2 protein-coding genes are annotated in these 1,647 nt (G+C 48.1%); both read left to right on the top strand.

Annotated features, from left to right (window positions below):
* A partial coding sequence (locus AAAB16_RS10430) for an SIS domain-containing protein (RefSeq protein ID WP_340663263.1) occupies window positions 1–584 on the top strand: 584 nt, incomplete at its 5' end.
* A gap of 694 nt (window positions 585–1,278) precedes the next feature.
* The coding region (locus AAAB16_RS10435) for a hypothetical protein (RefSeq protein WP_340663264.1) at window positions 1,279–1,647 on the top strand (369 nt) is incomplete at its 3' end.

The raw sequence follows: 1,647 nt of genomic DNA on the forward strand, positions 1-1,647 counted from the left end.
CCCTGTCGCTGGGCCAAGTACGCGGCACCCTGGAAGCCGGCGTTGAAGCTGAATTGGTCGACGAACTGCGCCGCCTGCCTACCCGCCTGGGTGAAGCCCTGGCCATGGACAGCACCGTGGAAAAAATTGCCGAACTGTTCGCCGAAAAACACCACGCCCTGTTCCTCGGCCGTGGGGCCCAGTACCCGGTAGCCATGGAAGGTGCCCTCAAGCTCAAGGAAATCTCTTATATCCACGCCGAAGCCTACCCCGCTGGCGAGCTGAAGCATGGCCCCCTGGCCTTGGTCGACAGCGATATGCCGGTGGTTACCGTGGCGCCCAACAACGAACTGCTGGAAAAGCTCAAATCCAACCTGCAGGAAGTGCGCGCCCGTGGCGGCGAACTGATCGTGTTCGCCGACGGCCGTGCCGGCATGAGCAACGGCGAAGGCACCCACGTGGTGAATATGCCGCATATCTCCGATGCCCTGGCGCCGATCCTCTACACCCTGCCGCTGCAACTGTTGTCCTACTACGTCGCCGTACTGCGCGGCACCGATGTGGACCAGCCGCGTAACTTGGCCAAAAGCGTGACCGTCGAGTAAGCCTGGCGGGCTGTGGATAACTGTTGATCGAAAAGAATGAAGTCCGTATGAGAAGAATATAGTCCGTACGGCCGGGACTCAACGATCAGCTAGCTAGAGTCATGGCAAAGGCAAGCATCTCCATTTAAGAGGCAGTAAATCTGCCTCTTTCCCAAATGTATTCCCTTAAAACTTCGCATAGAAAATTAACATACCCCTACATTTTTTCTTGGTTAATATGTTATTGACGATTCAAAAAGACGAGGCTCTAGTATCTTATATATCTAGATTTATTCTTCTATTCCCAAAACATGGAAATACCTCTCTGCTCCAGTCCATTTATTGGAAAGGAAGCAGAAAATGGAAAAATGAAGATATTCTAGTTATAGCCAAAATATTTGGCTGGAACAGACCCGTACAGTTTACGAAAATCCTTCATGGACATACAAGATATCCAGAAGTATCCTTTATAAACGTATTCTCAAACGCCGCGGGACCCAACAAAACGTTGGATAGTTTTAGACGTTATGTGTGCTGGGAGCAGATTGGTTTATGTATTGAGTGCGCAAAGTCCGACATTGCTGAATTAGGCTTTGCTTATTGGCGGAGAAGTCATCAATTTCCTAATAAAATTTGCGCAAGTCACAATATAAAGTTGTTAAGGTCGTGTCCATTTTGCAGGTTGTGGTTTACGGCAGCATCAAATAAAAAACACTTGAATTTGCTCTGGGGCGAGTGTTCTTGCGGAAATAATGTCGTCACCGGGAAGCCTGAGCTGGTAGAGAATGAAGCCGAGCTAAAAATAAACAAATTTTTTGTGGGACTTTACAATAACCAGTATCAAGTAGACGGGGTTATTGCCTATAGAGCTATCCTGCAAAAACTAAAATCTGATGGATACAAAAACATATACAGCCTGTATTCAGATGCGCCATTACTGTGGCGGAATGCGATCGAACATGCGGAGTTAATTGTAAAAAGAGGACCTCCTAGATGCCTAGAGGATATTTGCTCTGCACGCTGGCTTATTTTTCTGATATTCGAAGACCTGCAAGAGTTTTTTTCCTATTGCAGGGAGCAGTTG

The organism is Pseudomonas sp. (assembly GCF_037994325.1).
In the GTDB taxonomy this organism is placed as follows: Bacteria; Pseudomonadota; Gammaproteobacteria; order Pseudomonadales; family Pseudomonadaceae; genus Aquipseudomonas.